Annotated in this window: 22 protein-coding genes and 2 tRNA genes; 5 read left to right on the forward strand and 19 right to left on the reverse strand. The window is 61.8% G+C overall.

Features of this window, described 5'->3' with window-relative positions; translation table 11 throughout:
- Together nrdI and nrdH are read right to left on the reverse strand one after the other, a co-directional pair.
- On the reverse strand, positions 1-471 hold the full coding sequence (gene nrdI, locus ABQM86_RS12160; RefSeq protein ID WP_369744533.1) for a class Ib ribonucleoside-diphosphate reductase assembly flavoprotein NrdI: 471 nt from the start codon (positions 469-471) through the stop codon (positions 1-3).
- 62 nt (positions 472-533) lie between these two features.
- The gene (nrdH, locus tag ABQM86_RS12165; RefSeq protein WP_011775022.1) at positions 534-776 is read right to left on the reverse strand and encodes a glutaredoxin-like protein NrdH; all 243 of its coding nucleotides are present in this window, start codon (positions 774-776) and stop codon (positions 534-536) included.
- A gap of 396 nt (positions 777-1,172) precedes the next feature.
- Between nrdH and ABQM86_RS12170 the strand changes: the two genes are divergently transcribed.
- Positions 1,173-2,138 (forward strand): LysR family transcriptional regulator, encoded by a 966-nt coding sequence (locus ABQM86_RS12170; protein ID WP_207593715.1) that lies wholly within the window; start codon positions 1,173-1,175, stop codon positions 2,136-2,138.
- A gap of 50 nt (positions 2,139-2,188) precedes the next feature.
- Complete coding sequence (locus tag ABQM86_RS12175; RefSeq protein WP_089595277.1) at positions 2,189-2,692, forward strand: DUF2004 domain-containing protein; 504 nt, start codon at positions 2,189-2,191, stop codon at positions 2,690-2,692.
- 112 nt (positions 2,693-2,804) lie between these two features.
- Here the strand turns inward: ABQM86_RS12175 and ABQM86_RS12180 are convergent, their stop codons facing one another.
- The 6 genes from ABQM86_RS12180 to ABQM86_RS12205 are packed head-to-tail and all read right to left on the reverse strand — an operon-like array spanning position 2,805 to position 7,851.
- Complete coding sequence (locus ABQM86_RS12180; protein WP_369744534.1) at positions 2,805-3,509, reverse strand: hypothetical protein; 705 nt, start codon at positions 3,507-3,509, stop codon at positions 2,805-2,807.
- Positions 3,506-4,483 carry a VWA domain-containing protein gene (locus ABQM86_RS12185; RefSeq protein ID WP_369744535.1) on the reverse strand — a complete coding sequence of 326 codons (978 nt, stop codon included), beginning with the start codon at positions 4,481-4,483 and terminating at the stop codon, positions 3,506-3,508. The genes ABQM86_RS12180 and ABQM86_RS12185 overlap by 4 nt, the downstream gene beginning before the upstream one ends.
- Positions 4,480-5,460, reverse strand: a complete 981-nt coding sequence (locus ABQM86_RS12190) for a VWA domain-containing protein (protein WP_207593718.1) — start codon at positions 5,458-5,460, stop codon at positions 4,480-4,482. The genes ABQM86_RS12185 and ABQM86_RS12190 overlap by 4 nt, the downstream gene beginning before the upstream one ends.
- Positions 5,451-5,912, reverse strand: coding sequence for a hypothetical protein (locus ABQM86_RS12195; RefSeq protein WP_207593719.1), 462 nt, complete (start codon positions 5,910-5,912; stop codon positions 5,451-5,453). The genes ABQM86_RS12190 and ABQM86_RS12195 overlap by 10 nt, the downstream gene beginning before the upstream one ends.
- Positions 5,902-6,831: a DUF58 domain-containing protein gene (locus ABQM86_RS12200; RefSeq protein ID WP_280622968.1), complete on the reverse strand. Its 930-nt coding sequence runs from the start codon at positions 6,829-6,831 to the stop codon at positions 5,902-5,904. The genes ABQM86_RS12195 and ABQM86_RS12200 overlap by 11 nt, the downstream gene beginning before the upstream one ends.
- 12 nt (positions 6,832-6,843) lie before the next feature.
- Positions 6,844-7,851 carry an AAA family ATPase gene (locus ABQM86_RS12205; RefSeq protein ID WP_369744536.1) on the reverse strand — a complete coding sequence of 336 codons (1,008 nt, stop codon included), beginning with the start codon at positions 7,849-7,851 and terminating at the stop codon, positions 6,844-6,846.
- Positions 7,852-7,984: 133 nt separating this feature from the next.
- Between ABQM86_RS12205 and ABQM86_RS12210 the strand changes: the two genes are divergently transcribed.
- Positions 7,985-8,218, forward strand: a complete 234-nt coding sequence (locus ABQM86_RS12210; RefSeq protein WP_089595283.1) for a hypothetical protein — start codon at positions 7,985-7,987, stop codon at positions 8,216-8,218.
- 6 nt (positions 8,219-8,224) lie between these two features.
- Here ABQM86_RS12210 and ABQM86_RS12215 read toward each other — a convergent pair whose 3' ends face one another.
- The 5 genes from ABQM86_RS12215 to ABQM86_RS12235 form a co-directional block, all read right to left on the reverse strand.
- Positions 8,225-9,103: a carbohydrate ABC transporter permease gene (locus ABQM86_RS12215; protein ID WP_369744537.1), complete on the reverse strand. Its 879-nt coding sequence runs from the start codon at positions 9,101-9,103 to the stop codon at positions 8,225-8,227.
- A complete protein-coding gene (locus ABQM86_RS12220) occupies positions 9,100-9,969 on the reverse strand; it encodes a carbohydrate ABC transporter permease (RefSeq protein ID WP_369744538.1) in 870 nt (289 codons plus the stop codon). The genes ABQM86_RS12215 and ABQM86_RS12220 overlap by 4 nt, the downstream gene beginning before the upstream one ends.
- On the reverse strand, positions 9,966-11,339 hold the full coding sequence (locus ABQM86_RS12225; protein WP_369744539.1) for an extracellular solute-binding protein: 1,374 nt from the start codon (positions 11,337-11,339) through the stop codon (positions 9,966-9,968). The genes ABQM86_RS12220 and ABQM86_RS12225 overlap by 4 nt, the downstream gene beginning before the upstream one ends.
- A gap of 43 nt (positions 11,340-11,382) precedes the next feature.
- Entirely contained in the window at positions 11,383-12,582 is a 1,200-nt protein-coding gene (locus tag ABQM86_RS12230) for an ROK family protein (protein WP_242703319.1), read from the reverse strand.
- A 224-nt stretch (positions 12,583-12,806) separates the two neighbouring features.
- Positions 12,807-13,952: a class I SAM-dependent methyltransferase gene (locus ABQM86_RS12235; RefSeq protein ID WP_369744540.1), complete on the reverse strand. Its 1,146-nt coding sequence runs from the start codon at positions 13,950-13,952 to the stop codon at positions 12,807-12,809.
- 187 nt (positions 13,953-14,139) lie between these two features.
- On the opposite strand from ABQM86_RS12235, the gene ABQM86_RS12240 reads away from it, so the two are divergent.
- A complete protein-coding gene (locus tag ABQM86_RS12240) occupies positions 14,140-14,517 on the forward strand; it encodes a cupin domain-containing protein (protein ID WP_207593725.1) in 378 nt (125 codons plus the stop codon).
- A 63-nt stretch (positions 14,518-14,580) separates the two neighbouring features.
- Here the strand turns inward: ABQM86_RS12240 and ABQM86_RS12245 are convergent.
- Positions 14,581-14,653 (reverse strand) — tRNA-Ala (locus ABQM86_RS12245).
- Positions 14,654-15,042: 389 nt separating this feature from the next.
- Here ABQM86_RS12245 and ABQM86_RS12250 point away from each other — a divergent pair.
- The gene (locus ABQM86_RS12250) at positions 15,043-15,648 is read left to right on the forward strand and encodes a ScbR family autoregulator-binding transcription factor (RefSeq protein ID WP_369744541.1); all 606 of its coding nucleotides are present in this window, start codon (positions 15,043-15,045) and stop codon (positions 15,646-15,648) included.
- Positions 15,649-15,751: 103 nt separating this feature from the next.
- On the opposite strand, the gene ABQM86_RS12255 is transcribed toward ABQM86_RS12250, so the two are convergent.
- The 5 genes from ABQM86_RS12255 to ABQM86_RS12275 form a co-directional block, all read right to left on the reverse strand.
- Positions 15,752-15,827, reverse strand: a tRNA-Ala gene (locus ABQM86_RS12255).
- A 114-nt stretch (positions 15,828-15,941) separates the two neighbouring features.
- Complete coding sequence (gene rsfS, locus ABQM86_RS12260; protein ID WP_091553904.1) at positions 15,942-16,346, reverse strand: ribosome silencing factor; 405 nt, start codon at positions 16,344-16,346, stop codon at positions 15,942-15,944.
- 58 nt (positions 16,347-16,404) lie between these two features.
- Positions 16,405-17,799, reverse strand: coding sequence for a hypothetical protein (locus ABQM86_RS12265; protein WP_369744542.1), 1,395 nt, complete (start codon positions 17,797-17,799; stop codon positions 16,405-16,407).
- Between the two features lie 7 nt (positions 17,800-17,806).
- The gene (gene nadD / locus ABQM86_RS12270) at positions 17,807-18,481 is read right to left on the reverse strand and encodes a nicotinate-nucleotide adenylyltransferase (RefSeq protein ID WP_369746664.1); all 675 of its coding nucleotides are present in this window, start codon (positions 18,479-18,481) and stop codon (positions 17,807-17,809) included.
- Positions 18,482-18,485: 4 nt separating this feature from the next.
- Positions 18,486-18,728 carry a hypothetical protein gene (locus tag ABQM86_RS12275; protein WP_089595294.1) on the reverse strand — a complete coding sequence of 81 codons (243 nt, stop codon included), beginning with the start codon at positions 18,726-18,728 and terminating at the stop codon, positions 18,486-18,488.
- Positions 18,729-18,753: the final 25 nt, after the last annotated feature.

Raw genomic sequence — 18,753 nt, forward strand, 5'->3', positions numbered from 1 at the left:
TTACTTCTGTTTCTGCGACAGTTGTGTCCAAAACTTTTCCAGCCCTTCGTTGACCCGCTGAACGTCTTCCGGCGTTCCCATGAGTTCAAATTTGTAAAGATGCGGCACTTTGCACTTGACGGAGATGATGTCTCCCGCCGCGCAGTAGTTGTCCGCGAAATTGGTGTTCCCTGCTCCGATAACACCGCGGATCAGTTCCCTGTTCCTGGAATCGTTGAGAAATCTGATGACTTGCTTCGGCACGGAACCTTCGCCGTTTGTTCCGCCGTAAGTGGGCAGTACAAGGACGAAGGGTTCGAGGGCTCGAAGCGGAGCATCCTGGGCGTATAGCGGGATGCGCGCCGCATCCGTACCCAATTTTTCGACGAATCGTTTGGTGTTCTCGGAGATCGAGGAAAAGTAGATGAGGTGACTCCTCGTGGTCACAGCTTCCGCAGCATCGCGTACGGGTGCCGCTGCCAGCGGTGCCATGGGAGTCACCTCGACTACATAGGAATTCTTAGTGTGCTGTGGTGGCGAAGTTTGAATGAAACTTAGGCCACGGAGGAAACGGCCTGGGCCAGTTCCTCGATCTTGTCCGGGCGGAAACCAGACCAGTGGTCCTGCTCGGTTACGACGACCGGAGCCTGCATGTAGCCCAGTGCCTTGAGGCGCTCGAGGGCCTCGGCATCCTGGGAGATGTCGACACTCTGGTAGGCAATGCCCTTCTTGTCGAGTGCCCGGTAGGTTGCGTTGCACTGAACACAGGCCGGCTTGGTGTAAACCGTTACGGTCATGATCCCTGTCCCCTTAGTTGAAGTCTGTCGCTCTTCGTATCTGGCGGGCTCAACCGGAACTAGCTACTGAATCCGATACCGGCCCGCGGGCTGCCGTGACAGCCAACACGCTCTGATTTTGTCTTGTGCTGGTTTCCCGCTCAATCCGTAAATCGATACTACATGTAGTGCAAGCGTCGAACTGGAACCCCAAGATGATGTATTACAAGTATGTCATTCAATCCACCGCTCGTCCACAGGCGAGGGCCCTCAAAATGTCCGTGATTCCGCCAAATTGAGAGATGTCATCCACACCCTGTGGACTACTTAGCCACATTTAATCTCCAGCGTGTCGCCCGGATACGGCGTGTCGTGACACTTTGAAAATGTGGCGTGGCGAACAGCTAAAATCTGCTGATGGTCAATCTCCTCCACCTCCGGACGCTGATGGAAGTAACCCGCTTGGGTTCCTTCGCTGCTGCCGCCGCCCAGCTTGGCTACACAGCCTCGGCAGTCTCCCAACAGATGGCAGCGCTGGAACGCGATACCGGCGTCGAGCTTTTCCAACGGTCGGCGCGGAGCGTTGTCCCCACGGAAGCTGCCGTGACCATGACCCGGCACGCATCGAAGGTACTGACAGACGTCGAAGCCCTCATGGCTGCCGCTTCACGAACCAACGACTCCCCCGCGCAGGAACTGAGGCTTGGCATCTTCCCCAGCCTTGCCACCTACGTGTTGCCGGAAATCCTCCGGAACGATCGGTGGAACGGGCTGGGCATTGAGCTCCGCGTCTCCGTGGCGGAGCCCGCCCAAACCATCCAGGGACTGCGCAGCGGCGGCGAACTGGACGTGGCGCTGGTCTACCAGGTGGGTCAGTCCGGACTGGCCTGGCCACACTCCCTGGAACGGCAGTGGATCGGAGACGACGACTTCAGGGTGGTGCTGCCGGCATCCTGGAAAATCCGGGAGGACGCCGAGATAGAAGCCGCTCACCTGTCCGACATGCCGTGGATCGTCCACCACCCCGGCACCAGCGACGCCCTGGTGATCGAGCGCCTGTTCGCCAGCTGCAACCTCCATCCACGGGTGGTGGCGTACAGCGACGACTTCCACGCCAGCTTGGAGATGACCGCCGCCGGCCTGGGTGCCTCGCTGGTACCCGAACTGGCGCTCCGGAACCGGCCATCCGGCGTCGTGGTCCTTGACGTCCCGGACATTCGGCTGGCGCGCAACGTCTTCGCATTGCTCATCAACGAAAAGCGGACGGCGCAAGTGCAGTTGTTCACACAACTGCTGGCCGACACCCTCCGGGAGACGTCGGGTAAGAGCGGACTTCACCCCTTGAAAACCGCGCCTGTCAAGGCCCCGCAACGGCGCCGGTGAAATATCCCCAAGTGCTGGAACCCGCCGGTTGATGGGGTTAGATTGATCACATGGGCAAGGTAGCGAGCAAACATTTTGGGGAGATCGAGCTCAACCACGGGCGTGAACATTGCTTCGTCGCAAGACACGAACTCGCCGGCAACCAGTTGGAGCTGGACCTCAATGTCACCGCGCACGACCACTTCGATGAGGCCGCCATGCGCAAGGTGGACTACAGGTTGCGCTTCCTGCCCGAACTCGTGGACCAGGTCAGGGAAATGATTGCCGAAGAGCTTGACCAGGACGGCACCAATCCCCAGCAATTCCTGCATTTCCATAGCTCACAGCTCAAGGACGAGCAGCTGGAATCGGTCTTCGGCGTCCGGGACAAGGGCCAACTAACCAATGATGTATTCCTGAAGGCCCTCAAGCTCGGCCACGTGGCCATCTACCCCGGACAGCCAGAGCGGTATTTTGTGCTGGACTTCACCCTCGGATCTCATTTCACGGACGAACTCCTGGTGGTCGCAGCCGACGAAGACGGCGTGGTGGATGACGAAATCCTCTGGGAGTAGCCAGCAACGCTTAACAGCGAACGACGGCGGCCGGTCACCTTATGGTGGCCGGCCGCCGTCGCGGTTGTCCGATGTGAGTCCAAGGATTCGTGAACTTTGTTCACCCATAGGTTCACCATGGCCTGTCAACGTGAGGGCCATCGTCAGGACTGCGCAGGTATTCTCCGCGTTCCTGCCCCTCCGAGCGTTCCCGTTGGGCTCGTTGCGCGCTCTCCTCCAATTGTTTGAGCTGTTCCTGTGGAGGCGTGGACGGGGATTCCCCGGAAGGCTGCTGCGCCGTGCCGCTTTGCGTCTTTCCTTCGGCGATTTTGTTCGTGAGCCGGTCCTCCGCCGCGTCAAGGGCTGCGCCCTCCCCTGCGGCGTTGGCGGGACCAACAGCATGGCATTGCGGCGGTGATGCTTCGGCGACAGCAAGTCCTTCCGCAAGCAGCCGGGCCGCAGCGTCACCGTCCCCTGCCGCGTCCCCCAATTTCTCGATGCTCAGGACAAGGTTGACCCGGACTTTGCACTCGTCATCACCTGGGCCGAGCCGCAAAGCCGTCTCGAACTCTTCCCGTGCAGCGGCGAAGTCACCGGCCAGCACCCGGGCGTCCCCGGAGGCGAACGACGCCTTGTGCGGCTCCACGAAGTTGGCTACATGGAGCCAGGAGGCAGCCCGGGCAACGTCATTTTCCTGACCGGCTGCGTAGGACTCCGCGGCTGCACCACCCAGGACGCCCACACCCAGGAGTTTCGCGGCAACTGCGAGCGCCAGCAGGGCCGCCGGCGCGGACCACAGCGTAAGGCGGAGTCGCCGTCGTCGTACGTCGTGGGTCATGGGGTGCGCTCCTTTGCTGCTGCAGGCCGGAGGTTCAGGAGTGCGGCGAGGTGGCGCAGTGGTTCGTGCAATGCCAGCAGGAAGGCAGCCAGGGCGAGGAGCCAGTAGAGCTCAATTCGTCCGGGGGTGTCCGCGTCGCTGATAGTGAGGACACCTGGCTTGGCTTTTGCAAGCATGTCCGACGGCGGCTCTGTCCCGGTCCGGTGTGCGTAGGGGAGGCGGAGTTGCTCGGCGATAGCGCGGAGTTGGTCTTCGTCGATGCGTGAAACGGCGTCCTGCGTGGTGTCGGAGCTGCGGTCCTTGAGGTAGCCGGCGTCGGCATCCGGGGTTTCCTTCATGCGTCCTCCCTGAGGGGTGCCGTATCCGAGGACTGCTCCCCCGGCTACGTTGGCGGCGTCCATGGCCGCTGGCCGCTCGGCGCTGGTGTTCTCGCCATCGCCGGCGTAGAAGACCAGAGCAGGCCTGCCCGGGTGTTGCTCCTTGGCCGCGGCAAGCCGGTCTTTGAGGAGCTGTGCCGCACCAGTGACGCTGCTTCCCTTGGCGTATCGGGCGTTTTGGGGTTGGAGCGTGGTCATGGCAGTCTGCAGCGCGGTGGCGTCGCGGGTGAGGGGCATTCGGACGGTGGCCTGGTTGTCGAACGTGATCAGGGAGAATTTGGCACCGGCGAGCTCCTTGGCTATCGCCATGACATCACGTTGGGCCCCCGTCAGGCGGGTACTGGAGCCGTTGTAGTCTTCGGCTGCCATGCTGGTGCTGGTGTCCACCACGAAGAAGACGTCCATCTCCGCGGTGGCGGTGTTGGCCTGTCCACCGGGCCAACCTGGCCGGAGCGCGGCAAGGAGCAGAAGCACGACGGCGGCGCCCCGCAACGCTGCCGGCCTCGCGTTCCGTTTCAGGGCCAGCACGGTGAACATCAGCATGGCGGCGAAGGCCAGGACCAACAGGGGCCATGGAAAGACCGGTGCGAAGGTCATGGTTCCAGCCTCCATCCGAGCACCAGCATGCCCGTTCCGGCAAGCAGGGCGATCCCGAGCGGCCAGGCGGGAGCATCGGCTACTACCGACTGAGGAGCTGCCCGGTAGCTGGTGGCTTCTGTTTCCTGCACTTTCCCCACAATGCCCGGCACGGCCTCAGCGCCGTCCACGGTGAAGTAGGCGCCCTGGGTACCCTCAGCGGCAGCCCTGAGTTGGGCACCGGGTTCATCAGGTTGGTTGCCGTAGTCCATGTCGCTGGGGTTCAGGGCATAGACCTTTACGTTTTTGTCGACTGCCAGTGCTGCTGCTTCCTGCAGGCTGAAGATCGGCTCGCCGGAGAGGAAATTGTCAGTGGCCAGCACCACGGACCGCGAGCGCTGGGCATCGGTGGCGCCTGCGTCATCGGGAAAGCTCTGCACGCAGGACGCCAGGCCGTCGCCGATCAGCGAGGAGCCTGCGCCGTTCCACGTGCCGTCGAAGAAGGATCCTGCCCCGCTGTCCAAGGCTTCCTTGGCTTCGGCGAGCTGTTCGGCGGCGTAGTCGTAGTCGTCCGTGAGGGGAAAGAGTTGCACGCTGCTGCTGTCGAAGATGACCATGCCGATCCTCTCGCCGTCGAATTCCTTGGCGAGTTCCTGGAACACGGTGGCTATGGCGGCATCGGTGCTGGTCATGGATCCGGACACGTCCAGGCAGAGCACGATGTCCCTGTTCCGGATTTCCGGTTGCTCCGTGGCGCGCAGGACGGGCCGGGCGGCAGCTGTAGCGGTGGCGGCGAGGAATACGACACCCAGCGCCACTGACACCATCAGCCGCAGCCGGTACCTGCGTAGTGCGTGCTGGTACTCCGGCAGGTCGGTCAGGCGGTCTCCGTGCGCGACGGGCCGGGTCCGTGGAGGACGACGACGGCGGTACAGCCAGGCGCTGATGGCCACCGCTGCTGCGGCAAGGGGAAGGATCCACCAGTAGCTCAGTTCCATCCGATCACCACCTGTCGCGCAGTCTCTGCTGAGTGCCCCACGGGGTGGATTGGCACACGGGAGAATTCGTTGGGGTAGATGCCCGCGATTCCTTCAGCAAGTTCCTCGAGACCTTGGCGGCGGAGATCTTCCAGCGTCATGGACGTGACGGGTAGCCCCGTGGCTGCCCCGGCGAACTCCCGCACGAGGAAGCTAAGTCTTTGGTGGGCGTCGCGCACTGGTATCCGTCCGGCGTCGGCGTCTTCTGCTGTGGCGGTGATGGCCGCGAGGCACGCAGAACGCAGGGCGTCCAGGTCCTGCTGTGGCGGTCCTTGTCCGGCTGGTGGTCTCCGGCGAATGGGCCGGAAGATCCAGGCATACCAAGCACCCACCACCACCACTATCAGCAGGCCGGCCCAGAACCATTGCGGCTGATACTGCAGTGGCGCGTAGAAGCCGGCATCATCCTGCACGATTGCCACCTCCACCGGAACCCCTGGCAGTTGGCCCACCCGAACGGTGCTTCTCAAGGAGTGCAAAGACGGCAGGCAGGACGTCCGCACTGCCTGAGGTTTGTTCCTCGGCTATGCCCAATCGGCGGAAGATGGAGCTGCGACGTTCTCCGCGTTCCACCATGGCAGCTTCATAGGCTGCCTGGATCTTGCTGTCGGCGGCCAGCAGCGCGGGGATTCCCTGCCCGGTGCCCACATCCGTACTGTTCGTGGCACCTTTGTCTGCCACCGGTGTGAGGTTCGCGTCCCGCACGGTCAGCCACAGGACTTCGTGCCTGGCCCGAAGCCTGCGCATCAGCCCCTCAGTACGGGCATCGGGCATGAACTCGTCCGTCACGGCAACCACGAGCAGGCGTCCCTTCAAGTATCTCAGGACGTAGTCGAGTTGCTCCGCGAGGGAACTGGGCGGCCCGTCCAGGACAACGCCCGCATCGACCTCCTGCAGCAAGCGTTCCAGGTGCTCCTCGCCGCTGCGGGGAGGTACATACCGGGTTGTGGTCTCGTTCCCGTGCAGGAGGCCGACGTCGTCACCGTGGCGACACGCCAGATACCCCAGCACTCCGGCTGCCTGCACAGCGATGTCCTTCTTGGATTCACCAGACAAAGCCTGGGCAGCCATGGTCCGTCCGGTATCCACCAGCAACAGCACCGAGTGACGGCGAACCGCCACATACCGCTTGACCAGGGGCGATCCGTGCCGTGCGGTGGCTTTCCAATCAATATCCCTGACTTCATCTCCAGGAACGTAGGCCCGCAGTTCATCAAAGTCCAGGCTGCGGCCTGTGAAAACGGAGCCGTATTCACCGTCGAGCAGGGTCAGTGTCCTCCGGTGGGCGAAGATGAACATCTTCGACTTAACCCGGCGAAGCAGGCTGGGCACGCGTAGTCCCCGCTACGGTGTCTGGACAGACGCCACGACGGCATCAATGACAGTTTCCACCGGGACGCCTTCAACCACAGCATCGAACCCGAGAATGATGCGGTGCCGCAGGATCCGGTGGGCGAGGTTTTTGACGTCCTCGGGAATGACGTGGTCTCGGCCGTTCAGCAAGGCCAGGGCCCTGGCTGCCTGGCTGAAGGCAATGCTGGCCCTGGGGCTGGCGCCGAACTCCACCAGGTTGGCGAGCTTGGGCTCCAGATATTGGGAAGCATTGCGGGTGACGTAGGCAAGGCCCACGATGTACCTGACGATCGCGGGGTCGATGTAGACCCGTCGCACGAGTTCCTGGACCTGGACAACAGCGTCCAGTGAGGCAGCAGCCGGCGGCTTCTGGTCGGCATCGAACACACCGGCGTCAATCCGGCGGATGACTTCGGCTTCCTCGGCCGGACTCGGGTAGTCCAGGACATCCTTGAGCATGAAACGGTCCATTTGGGCCTCGGGGAGCCGGTACGTCCCTTCCTGCTCAATCGGGTTCTGTGTAGCCAGCACCAGGAACGGCTGCGGCAAAGGGTAGGACTCGCCACCGATGGACGTCTGCCGTTCCTGCATGGCCTCGAGCATGGCACTCTGGGTCTTCGCGCTGGATCTGTTGATCTCATCCAGGAGCACGATGTTGGCGTGGACCGGGCCCAGCTGCGTGATGAAGGTTCCTTTGGCAGCATCGAATATCTGCGTGCCGGCGATGTCACTGGGCAACAGGTCCGGAGTGCACTGGATCCGGCGGAACTCCGCACTGACCGATTCCGCGATTGCCTGGGCCGCCGTGGTCTTGGCAAGGCCCGGCACACTTTCAAGCAGCACGTGGCCGCCCGTCAACAAGCCGATGACCAACGTCTCGCGGAGCCTGGACTGGCCCACCACTTTGTTCTCGAAACTCCGGATGATGCTGCCCACGAGTTGTTGGGCACGGGCCATGTCCGGTGCGTCGATGCCGGCCGTGGCTGTGGTCTGTTGCACTCGTGGTCCCCTCGCTGGCGTCTGACGTCTCCCGGCAGGCAGCCGGCAACAAAGCCGGGATCAGTGCTTCCGCCTGCATGGGCCACTCTATCGAAGCCTGCCCTGTCCAGGGCCGCAATGGGGACCCCTCCCCATGCAGCCCTCCGAGGTCTATCCTTTTGCCATGCATCAGCTACCAGCCGCCTATCAGAAGTACCTCGCCGCCCAGGACCAGCACGTCATCGACGCCGTTCGGCCCGTCCTCCTGCAATCAGCCGCCGACGAACGCCACGGGGTCCGGATCACCTACAACACAGGCTCTACCGGACATCAGGCCCACCTGGACGAGTCCATACCGTACGGCGAGATCATCGAGGACATCGACTGAGCGCCGCTAACCCTTCATAGCCCCAGACAGGGCAAAAGAGTTCCCCATGCCCCGGGACACCAACGCGTAGAGCAGCAGCACCGGGACCGAGTACAGGATGGAAAACGCTGCCAACTGGCCGTAAGCGACCGCTCCGTGCTGACCGAAGAAACTGAAGATGGACACCGCCGCCGGTTGCTTGCCCGGTGACAACAACAGGATGAAGGGAACAAAGAAGTTTCCCCACGCCTGGATGAAGACAAAGATGAACACCACGCCCAGCCCCGGCCTCATCAGCGGCAGGACGATGGTACGCAGCGCCGCCATGGCTGACGCCCCGTCCATCCAGGCCGCCTCCTCCAGTTCCAAAGGAACCGAGTCCATGAAGTTCTTGGTCATCCAGATCGCCATGGGCAAAGTAGTGGTCGCCATGAAGAAAATAGTGGCTGCCATGGAATCCAACAGGTGCAATTGGACGAACAACCCATACACGGGCACCATAATGGCCGTCACCGGCAGCGAGGTGCCGAACAGCACCGTATACATGAACGGCTTGTTGAACCGGGACTGATATCTGGACAACGGATAAGCGGCCAACACAGCAGCAAGAAGGTTCACCACAGCCGTACCGGCAGACAACCACAAGCTGTTGGCCAACGGCTGAAACAGCAGCTCAGGAGTCAGCACCGCACTGAAGTTGGCGGTCGACGGCGCCGATGGCACCTTGGTCTGGTATCCGGCCTGGGGATCGACGGCGGCCAGCAGCAACCACAATAAAGGCGCCACAAAGCAGACACCGATCACGGCCAAGGCGATATCCGCACCCAACCTGGCCCTGGAACGGGCGGTGCCGCCCGTCGTCGTGCCTGGTGCCTTCTGCCGCGCTCGCAGTCCCTTGGTGGTCACGGGCGACGCTCCCTCAGGAGCCGAACGTAGAGCGCACCGAACACCATGCCCAGCAGGATCAGGACCGACGCCACCGCCGTTCCATAGCCGATGTCACCAAACTTGAACGCCTCCTGGTACGCCAGGACCGGCAAAGTGGTGCTGGCGTTGGCAGGACCGCCCGCTGTCATCACCCAGATGAGGGTGAAAACGGCCAGCGTCTGCAGCGTAATCAACATCAGGTTGGTGGTGATACTGCTCCGGATCAGAGGCAGGGTAATGAAAGTGAGCCTTTGCCACCCCCGGGCGCCGTCCATGAGCGCAGCCTCGGAAATGTCCCGGGGTACGTCTGCCAAAGCCGCCCGGTACACCAGCATGGAAAAAGCGGTGCCGCGCCAGGTATTGGCCAGGATGATTGCCACAAGGGGGAACGAATACAGCCAGTCCACGCCGTCGACACCTACTATGCCGGCCAGTTGGTTCAGAGTTCCTTCCCGGTTGAAGTAGGCATAGGCGGCAAACGCAGCCACAATTTCCGGGAGGACCCAGGCCGCAACAACTGCCGTACCCACCACGGAAGAGACCACCTTCCGTGAACGCGTCATCAGCAGCGCAATCAGCAGGCCCAGCACATTCTGCCCCAACACCGCCGACGCCGCGACAAAGACCACGGTCAGCCAGGCCGACAGCGGAAACGAGTCATCGCTGAACATCCGGGCGTAGTTGTCGGCGCCCACCCACTGCGGGTCCTGCGCCGCTCTGCCCGTCAACGACGCATTGGTGAAGGACGCATAAAAGGACCAAGCCACCGGGGCCACGAGGAAAAGCAGGAGCAACAGAATCGACGGAACTACCGGCAGGAGCCGCAGGACGCGGCGGATGGTCATTTCTCCAGGACCTTGTCCTCACCCACAAGCTTCCGGACGGTGGCATCGTATTCTGCCGCGGCATCCTCGGGGCTTTGCTTGCCCGTTATTACTGACTCCGTGGCCACTTGGACTGCAGTGGAAATCTTCGGATAGTCAGCAGTGGCGGGCCGGTAATGCGTTACGGCCACCAGGTCCGAAACATCCTTGACGAACGGGTTGGCTGCCAAATAATCCGCTTCCGTGGCGACATCGGTCCGGACGGCAATCTGCGAATTGTTGATGTCGTACGCCAACGCGTTCTTCTTGTTCAGAGCAGTGGTGAGGAACTGGAAGGCAAGGTCAGGGTTCTTGCTCTTCGCACCCACCGCAAGCGTCCAGCCGCCGGACATACTGACACCTCCGGGCTCCTGGCCATTCCTGGTGGGGAACATCGCGACGCCCATGTCCTGCTCATATCCTGCCCACTCGTACGCCCCACCCTTTTGCCAGAACGACGGCGTGTAGGAACCTTCCACGGTGGCCGCCAGTTTGCCTTGCGGGAACCACTCGCCAAAGACTTTCTTCCAGACGTTGGCATCCAAGGCCTCGGCGGGGCTCACTGCGAGTTTTTCGTCGTAGAGGGTCTTCAAGAACGCCAGTGAGTCAGTAAATCCCTGGGACCCGACTACCCACTTCCTGGCGTTCTCGTCATACAAGGTGCTGTCTGTCCCGTAGAGGAGTTCATAGAAGCCCTGCATGACTGTGCCCTCGCCGGTCCCCTTGCCTGCGTACATGTTGAAGGCGATCACGTTGGGATCGGATGCCTTCACGGCGCGGGCCGTGGTCAGGATGTCATCCCAGGTCTTTGGCTGCCAGGGCAAGGAAATGCCCGCCTTTTGAAGGACTGTCTTGTTGTACCAAATGGCTCTGGTGTCCGTACCGAGCGGCACCGCATAAATACTGCCGTCATCTGCCCGGCCGGCCGCTTTGGCTGCTTCATTGAACAGGGACCAGTCGTCCCACTTCTCAAGGTAGCCATCAAGCTTAAGGAGGTACCCGGCGTCGACGTCCGAACGGACCTTGAAGGTGTCCTCGTAGAAGACATCCGGTGCCGTTTCCGCGGAACGCTGGGCCAGGGCAAGCTTGGTTCCGTAGTCGTCGTCGTTGGCTTGGATGGGCTGAAGCTCAACGGCAACCCCGGAGTTGGCTGCCTCGAACTCATTCTTGGCGTCCTGCATGACTGCGTCGAGGGCAGTAAAGGCATCCGTCTTCTGATAGACGATCTTCAGCGTCTTGTTCCCGGCCGCGTCAGGCGCAGGCGAACAGGAGCTGGCTGCCACAAGGACGGCGGTGGCTGAAGCGATGGCGGCAAACTTCCGCGCCACGTGTTTGATACCGGCTAACTTCATCGGGCGGCCCATGGTGCTCCAATCCGTCAAACGTCGTGCTGATTCAGCCTTCCAGAAGGAGCCGCTGGGCCCGCGGTGCCAGCATGTGCTCCAGGACGAGACATGCTGCACCGATGGCGCCCACGTCCTCGCCCACTCCCGTGCCTACAACTTCCAGGTCATGGATCATGCGGGCGGCATTGTTCCTGTCCAGCAGTTCCGGAACCCGCTCCAGGAAGTAGGGCGACATACGGCCCCAGAAGGGTCCACCGAAAACCACGCGCTCCACATCCAGGGTATTGGTCACTACGGACACGGCACGAGCCACAAGGGTGGCCGATTTGTCCAGAATGGCAATGGCTTTTTGGTTCCCGGCGTCGGCTTGGTCGCACAGCGCTGCAAAACGTTCCTGGACCTCGGGGCCGTCTGCCCCCTCACGGTGACCGTCCAGGACACCGGCTGCTTCGGCTTCGGCCACCAAGACCTGAGGGATGCAGGAGGACTTAACGCATCCGTGCAGTCCGCAATCGCACAAAGGTCCGGAAGGATCAACCACGATGTGGCCGATTTCGCCGGCGTTGCCGGAGGTTCCACGCACTACTTCATCGTTGAGCACGATTCCGCAACCGATGCCGGTACCCATGTACATAAAAACAAAGCTGCCGGCGCCGCTCGCGCCTCCGGCCCAGGTCTCAGCAACAGCTGCACTGGTGACGTCCTTGTCAACCAGGGTCTCCAGCCCGGTGGCTTCGCTCAGGGCCTCGCGGATACGCACCCGATTCCACCTGGTCAGCAGGGGCGGCTCCACTACAGAGCCTTCATCCAGGTCAATCGGTCCAGGGACGGCAACGCCAAGACCAGCGATCTTGGATGCGTCCACGCCCGATTCTTCGACCAGGACCTTGATTTGCGCGGCGATGCTGGTGATCACGCCGGCGGGGTCCCCGCCAGGGGTGGACATCCGGGAATGCCTGACGACGTCGCCCAACAGGTCAAGGACCACGAAAGTGATGACGGCCGGGTCCAGATGGACACCGACGGCGTACATCCCAGCCGGGTTCAACCGAAGGATGGTCCGCGGCTTGCCCGGCCCCGATCCTTCCTTGCCGGCTTCGACGATCAGCTTTTGATCCAGCAGGCGCCGGGAAATATTGGAAATGGTTTGGGGGGAAAGTCCAACAATCTGTGCCAGCTCCACGCGGCTGAGTCCCTGCGCTGACCGCCGGATCGCCTCCAGAATGACGGTCAGATTGAAGTCCCCCATACGGGGTAGATTCGTTCCGCGCCTCGGTGTCGGCTGCCGGATCTCAGTCACTGATGCCCCTCGTCATTCGGAAAAACTTGGTCGGGTTTAGTCTCTGTCTGCATCGTACGATACCCACAGCCCCACAGGTACGAGCACACGCTGGCGACGAAGTCAGGGGTTGGTAACGATGCCACTGAATTGTATGTGACAGCTTCCTGCACCGGCCCTTGATGACGGTGACCTCAGGATTTGAGGCTGCGTGTCACCGTGAATTTGGGGTTGCGGCCTTCCTCCGACGTAGGTCCAATAAGCCGTTCCAGCGCACCCCGGTACTGCAAGTGACTGTTGTAGACGGTCCACAACTCCCCACCTGGCGCCAGCACACGTCCGGCGGCCTGGAACATCTTCAGCGCAGCGCCTGCATGGACACTTGCCCCTACATGAAACGGCGGGTTCAGCAGGATGAGGTCCGCGCTGCCGGGTGCAAGCGTGGACATCGCGTCATCATGAAGGACGGCCACCCGATCCCCCACACCATTGGCCGCCGCCGTACCCCGGGCCGAGGCAACAGCAGCAGCGGATTGGTCCGTTGCCACCACGTTCGCCTCCTCATGGCGCCGTGCATACATGGTGGCCAGGATCCCCGTGCCACATCCCAGGTCCACCACGCGGCGGGCAGCCGGCATCCGGTCCAGGAAGGTCAGCAGGTAACGCGTCCCAATATCCAGGCGGGCTCCGGAGAAGACTGCGCCATGAGCGCAAACCGTGATTCCCAACTCCTGCAATGGTTCCACAACGGGGAATGGTGGTGTGTCCGGAACCGGTTGGGGATCCCGGGCAATGAGCACCCTGGATTTCTGGCGGGCGAGTTGTGGTTGGACAGTGGAGAAGTACTTCTCCAGGACTGAATTCATCCCGGTGGACATATGTTTGACACGGCCGCCTGCCAACACCACCGTATCCGGCGCTGCGAACCGCGCAACGGCGTCGGCGGTTTCCTCCAACTCAGCGAGCGACTTCGGCAATTGAACCAGTACCAGCCCTGCATTGCCGAGCAATTCCGGGCCTAAACCGTGCTGCGTGAAACGGCCCTCGAGACCTGCTGCAGCTGCGTTGCGCTCCAACGCGAGCCGCCCCGTGACAAGGTCTTGGTGAACACGGACATGCCCGACGCCGAGTCCCACCAGCGCACCCAGCGTCAGGGCACCGTAACGGTCGCCAATGACGACAACCCCGGTTTCCTGGCCTACCATTTCTGCCGCTGTCTCCAGCAGAATCCGGTCAGTGGCGTCGTAGGCCTGCAAATTCTCCGCTTCGACGTCCGGGAGCCTGCTCAAGGAGCCAAACAGGGTTTCCAGTTCCAATGCCGTCACGATGGAGGTTCTCACTTTCGTTGCGTTTTTGACTCGACTTTGCCAGTGCTTGGGAGGAACCTGAAAGTGCAGCACCTAAACACCTGGCTGTCCCGTCAGTTTGGTTGAACCATCACAGAGGCGGCCGGCACACGTCGCGGTGACAAGGGAGCCAGGCACCGGGACCATCCATCATCCGGCTCCCCCTCCCCTGCGAGAAGCCATGAGTGTCAATGTTGTCACGAACCTTGAAGTAAAGTCCCACAACTCTCCCGACGAAACGCGCCGCCCGGATAAGACCGTTCTGGACCTCGTCACCGTAGGAGAATACACAATCGGCCGTATGACCTTTGAGCCCGGTTGGACCTGGGCTGACTGCATCAAACCTGTGGTGGGCACCGACTCCTGCCAGTTGAGCCACGTCGGATTCTGCGTTTCCGGCAAGTTGGACGTTGAAACCGACGACGGCGGCCAGATCAGTATCTCTGCCGGCGACTCCTACACGATCCCGCCGGGCCACAATGCCCACGTTGTAGGCGACGAACCGTTCCAAGGTGTCGAGTTCGTCAGCGGCGCCGAGTTCGCCCGCCCCCCTGGATAAGGAGACCGGGTTTCAGTACATGCAAAAAGACCCCGCTCAAGTGAGCGGGGTCTTTTTCCGAAGTGGAGCTGAGGGGACTCGAACCCCTGACCCCCTGCATGCCATGCAGGTGCGCTACCAGCTGCGCCACAGCCCCGGATTTGTTGATTTTCCGGTGAAGTTTTTCTCTTCCCGTCGAAGCAACTCGTCAATACTAACCACAATCCATCGAGAAGCGAAATCGGCCAACCGTGAACTGCGTCACCCCCGGGCCGCGCCTTATCAATGAAACCCGGCAGCCGAGGCGCGCTGGACGAATCCACCGCGCCTCCCCCCAAACCGGCTGCCTGGGAGCGTGCTGTCATCCAGCTCCGCCCCCATGAAGTCTAAGATCGATACCTCCAGAAACAAAACCGTCCAGTCGGTTTATTTGACTGACCCGGCCGCGCCCGGTGATAGCGTTATGGGTTCCGGAGGTGCCACTGCCAGCATCCCCTGCCAGATCATCCGACCCCACCACATCGCTCGAAAGGTCAGCCACTACCGATGCAGCAACGTGCGCAGGACACCCGGCTGGCAGTCATTGAAGGCGCAGCGCGCGTCTTCGCTGAGATTGGGTACGGAAACGCCAGCCTGGCTGACATCACCAAGCGCGCGGGCGTGACCAAGGGCGCCCTCTATTTCCATTTCACGTCCAAGCGGGAGCTTGCCCTGGCGGTCATCGACGAACAACACGCCTTGGTCCAGTCGGCGGGCTCGGAGATCGCCGGCTCCAACAACACTGCGCTGGAAAAAATCATCAGCCTCTGCAGAATGTTCGGGCAGCAGCTCTTGGATGAACCGATAGTCCAAGGTGGTATCCGGCTCACCTTTGAAGCCTCCGCATTCCAAGCTGACGTTTCCGCCCCGTATCAGGACTGGATCAACACCACCCACCAGTTATTGGCTCAAGCCCAGACGGAGGGGGATGTCCGCGCCGATCTGGATGCCGCTGCCTTTGCCCGATACCTGATTGCATCCTTCACCGGAGTCCAGATGGTTTCCGAGGTTCTCACCGCGCGCGCCGACGTTATGGCCAGGATCGAACAAATGTGGGAATTCATGCTGCCAACCCTGACATCAGGCGCAAGCACCCAGCCGCAGGTTCCATGACCCGCTGATCACCCAACTGCGTGAGCCCGGTACAGCCAGCTGGATCAATTGACTCCGGGTACAAGAAAGGTCCTGCTTTCCTTGACGAAAGCAGGACCCTTGATGGTGGAGCTGAGGGGACTCGAACCCCTGACCCCCTGCATGCCATGCAGGTGCGCTACCAGCTGCGCCACAGCCCCATATTCTTGCTGCTTCACGTTCAGCATTTCAGCCATCCGCGCCGAAGCAACTCAAATATCTTAGAACAGCATTTCCGAAAATTCCAAATCGGGCATATTCGGTTGCCGTAGCTTCTAGTGCTCTGAGTCCTCCGCGGAAACAGCCTTGGCGGAGGCATCGTCACCGAGCTCCAGATCCACCACAGGGCAGTCCTTCCAGAGGCGCTCCAGAGCATAGAACACGCGATCTTCTGCGTGCTGGACGTGGATTACGATGTCCGCATAATCCAGCAAGACCCAACGGCCTTCGGAGCGGCCCTCACGACGCACGGGACGGAGATCCTGCTTGAGCAGTTCTTCCTCGATGCCATCGACGATTGCGTTAACCTGGCGCTCAGTGGGAGCAGACGCGATAAGGAAGATGTCAGTAAGCGCCAAGCGCTCGCTCACATCAAGCGCAACAATGTCTTCGGCGAGCTTATCGGCCGCTGCACGCGCTGCGTGACGGGCGAGGGTGATGGATTGTTCATGTGCAGACACGGGGACTCCTTGTTGTGGCCGGTGGCCTTGGTTTGGCGTTTGCCGGGATAAAGCGGAACTAGCCGCTGGTGATCATGATGATGCCGACGATGAGCGCAACCAGGCCCATGGCCAAAACACCGTATTGCAGGAGCCTGTTGCGCTGAGCCCGTGCCAGTCCTGCAGTATTGACGTCCAACGGATCAAGTCCGTAAGCCGTACTGGCAGAAACGGGCGGGCGCTGCGTCTCTTCGCTGCGCTCCACAGGTGCAGCAGGCTTCTTCCTGGCGGACCTGGCTACAGCTTCCGCCCGGGCAAGAACTCCTGCGCGGCCTCGGGATCCTGGCTTCTTGACCTGCGACGGGTCATCCAGAGTTGGACCTGCCGAGGTGATCAACGGTACGAACGTGGTACTGGGACGCTTCATGACCGGACGCTCAACACCAGGAACCTTGACGAACTCCAAAGGAGTCACCATGGCCAGGTTGTTGGCCGTGGAAGGGCCTGACGTGGCCGCCGGAGACTTTGCCTGCTCGACCTTGCCCTGCTCAGCCTTGTTCTGCTCGGCAAGCTTCTGCTTGGCTGCAGCTCGTTTGTTCAACACCGCCGCACGTTCGGCAAGGGCAATCTGCTCCGCCAACACCGCTGGATCAACAGCCAACGGATCCTGCTCGGCGATGTGTTCCAGCTTGGACGTCTGGTTCTGAACCTGCGCCGCGATCAACTCACGGACTGCAAGGGCCTGCTCAACGGACATTCCGGACTCCGTGGCGGCATCCGGAGCTTTGTCCTTGGGCGTGGTCTTCTCTGCGGGAGTTTCGTTGCCGTCCCCGGCTGTGGCAACCTCGGGCTTTGCCATGCCGGGCTTGGTGGTCGCGGACTTCGTAGCGTCGGCGTTTCCGGCGCCATCAGTTGGAGCACCCGGCTTTGCAGCTTCCTGCGCGGAACCCGGCACTGGAACGATCGGGTTCATTGACGTGGCAACTTCGGCCTGGAGCTGCTGAAGCCGCAGCTGGCGCCGCGTGGGAGGCCCACCTCCGGAGAGCTGTTCTTCCTTGTCCGCGAGTTCCTTGATGGTCCGCAGGGCTGCACGGTCACGTGCCCGGACCTGCGAGGATCGCTCTTGCGCGGCGGTTCCTACAGCATCCACCGGACCATCAGCGGCACGGCGGTTACGGGCAGCGGGGCGGTCAGACCCAGCCGGACGGTCAGCACCAGCAGCGGCACTTGTGGTGGGGGCCTTGGAATCCACGCCGGCTTTTGCCGGCACCTTTGGCTCCGCGGCAGGTTTCGGCTGCGCCGTCGGTTCCGCGGTGGCTTCTGGTTGCGCGTCCGGCTGCGCAGTGGCATCAGGGTGCGCAGTGGCATTCGGCTGCGCAGTGGCATCCGGCTGCGCGGCGGCTCCCGACTGTTCTTCCCGGGCGCGGCGAAGCTCACGCCTGCTGCGGATGGGTCGCTGTTCCTGGCTGCTCATTCAAAACTCATTCAGTACGTGCTTGGTCGTCTGATCCGGAAAGTGCGGGCGTCAGCTCCCCTGCCACGGGCTGGGGCGCGTACAGACCATATTTTGCGATGTATTGCACCACTCCGTCCGGCACCAGGTACCAGACGGGATTGCCTGCGCCCACGCGGATCCGGCAATCCGTGGAGGAGATCGCCATAGCCGGAACTTCGAGCAAGCTGACGTCATCAGTCCGTCCGAGGTCGTTCAGTTCATGTCCGGGACGGGTCACCCCGACGAAGTGCGCCAACGACCACAACTCGTCCACATCTTTCCAGGACAGGATCTGGGCCAAGGCGTCCGCACCGGTGATGAAGAACAGGTCCGCGTCAGGACGCTGGGCCCGCAAATCACGCAGGGTGTCTATGGTGAACGTTGGGCCGGGACGGTCAACGTCAACCCGGCTGACAGTGAACCGTGGGTTGGATGCCGTGGCAATCACTGTCATCAGGTACCGGTGCTCCGGCTCGCTGACAAGTTTGTGCGACTTCTGCCACGGCTGTCCCGTCGGCACGAAAACCACTTCGTCGAGTCCGAACTTGGCTGCGACTTCACTGGCAGCCACAAGGTGGCCGTGATGGATTGGATCAAATGTTCCACCCATCACGCCCAGCCGAAGCCTGCGCCCCGACTCCCCACGTGGTGTTGCGGCAATAATGTTAGTGGCCCTGCCCGTGGGTGTGCTTGTTCGGGTGCTGGCGGTGCGGATCAGCGTGCTCTTCAACAGCCTCGTGGCGGTTGCCCAGGTTGGTGTAGGACAGGGTGACGAACAGGAGGACCAGCATCAGGGCAAACATCACGATGCCGAAGACCCACGGCTCTGCCCACAGGGGTGCGAGTTCCTCGTGGCCGCCGCCTTCAGTTTGGGCGGCAATGGACGTGGCGATCTGCTGAAACAGCATCTTCTCCCCTAGTTGGTTCTCAAAT

This window comes from Paenarthrobacter sp. AMU7 (assembly GCF_041200195.1).
Taxonomy (GTDB): domain Bacteria; phylum Actinomycetota; class Actinomycetes; order Actinomycetales; family Micrococcaceae; genus Arthrobacter.

What these genes read in the sequence shown, in the direction of transcription:
- ABQM86_RS12170 (WP_207593715.1), top strand. Translation starts at nt 1,173, where the DNA reads ATGGTCAATCTCCTCCACCTCCGGACGCTGATGGAAGTAACCCGCTTG.
- ABQM86_RS12275 (WP_089595294.1), bottom strand. Translation starts at nt 18,728, where the DNA reads ATGCTGTTTCAGCAGATCGCCACGTCCATTGCCGCCCAAACTGAAGGC.
- ABQM86_RS12265 (WP_369744542.1), bottom strand. Translation starts at nt 17,799, where the DNA reads ATGAGCAGCCAGGAACAGCGACCCATCCGCAGCAGGCGTGAGCTTCGC.
- ABQM86_RS12190 (WP_207593718.1), bottom strand. Translation starts at nt 5,460, where the DNA reads ATGGAACTGAGCTACTGGTGGATCCTTCCCCTTGCCGCAGCAGCGGTG.
- nrdI (WP_369744533.1), bottom strand. Translation starts at nt 471, where the DNA reads ATGGCACCGCTGGCAGCGGCACCCGTACGCGATGCTGCGGAAGCTGTG.
- ABQM86_RS12230 (WP_242703319.1), bottom strand. Translation starts at nt 12,582, where the DNA reads ATGGGGGACTTCAATCTGACCGTCATTCTGGAGGCGATCCGGCGGTCA.
- ABQM86_RS12225 (WP_369744539.1), bottom strand. Translation starts at nt 11,339, where the DNA reads ATGAAGTTAGCCGGTATCAAACACGTGGCGCGGAAGTTTGCCGCCATC.
- ABQM86_RS12180 (WP_369744534.1), bottom strand. Translation starts at nt 3,509, where the DNA reads ATGACCCACGACGTACGACGACGGCGACTCCGCCTTACGCTGTGGTCC.
- ABQM86_RS12185 (WP_369744535.1), bottom strand. Translation starts at nt 4,483, where the DNA reads ATGACCTTCGCACCGGTCTTTCCATGGCCCCTGTTGGTCCTGGCCTTC.
- ABQM86_RS12220 (WP_369744538.1), bottom strand. Translation starts at nt 9,969, where the DNA reads ATGACCATCCGCCGCGTCCTGCGGCTCCTGCCGGTAGTTCCGTCGATT.
- ABQM86_RS12175 (WP_089595277.1), top strand. Translation starts at nt 2,189, where the DNA reads ATGGGCAAGGTAGCGAGCAAACATTTTGGGGAGATCGAGCTCAACCAC.
- ABQM86_RS12240 (WP_207593725.1), top strand. Translation starts at nt 14,140, where the DNA reads ATGAGTGTCAATGTTGTCACGAACCTTGAAGTAAAGTCCCACAACTCT.
- nrdH (WP_011775022.1), bottom strand. Translation starts at nt 776, where the DNA reads ATGACCGTAACGGTTTACACCAAGCCGGCCTGTGTTCAGTGCAACGCA.
- ABQM86_RS12250 (WP_369744541.1), top strand. Translation starts at nt 15,043, where the DNA reads ATGCAGCAACGTGCGCAGGACACCCGGCTGGCAGTCATTGAAGGCGCA.
- ABQM86_RS12210 (WP_089595283.1), top strand. Translation starts at nt 7,985, where the DNA reads ATGCAGCCCTCCGAGGTCTATCCTTTTGCCATGCATCAGCTACCAGCC.